This is a genomic window from Paenibacillus sinensis (assembly GCF_019904155.1).
GTDB classification, from domain to species: Bacteria; Bacillota; Bacilli; order Paenibacillales; family Paenibacillaceae; genus Paenibacillus_AQ; species Paenibacillus_AQ sinensis.
The window spans coordinates 1-291 of record NZ_JAHCMB010000154.1; the positions used below are offsets into that span (position 1 = coordinate 1).

The window sequence follows — 291 nt, forward strand, 5'->3', positions numbered from 1 at the left end:
GCGCTAATTTCGCCCACGTCTGTTCCCTGAGATCTCTATCATAGATTTTTGAAATTAAGAAATTACTAAAATGCAAATGGTGGGTTGTAACCAGTCTGTTATGGAATATATTCAGTGATCTTACTGTTTCAGAATACATCTTTAAAAATACTACTCCCACAAAGTTTGTTAGAATACCCGTTGTACCGCCAGTTAAAGCAATAATCAGATTATTGTCACGTTCAGAGCTATTCACAATAAGAGTAATGGTTACAATAACAATAATCATACCAGCTAGTAAACTTACTAAAC

The 291-nt window shown here is 34.0% G+C and carries 1 protein-coding gene; it reads right to left on the minus strand.

Translation table 11 applies throughout. The features are described from left to right. On the minus strand, positions 1 to 291 hold a 291-nt coding region (locus KIH86_RS18410; RefSeq protein WP_407672304.1), incomplete at both ends, for a TRADD-N-associated membrane domain-containing protein.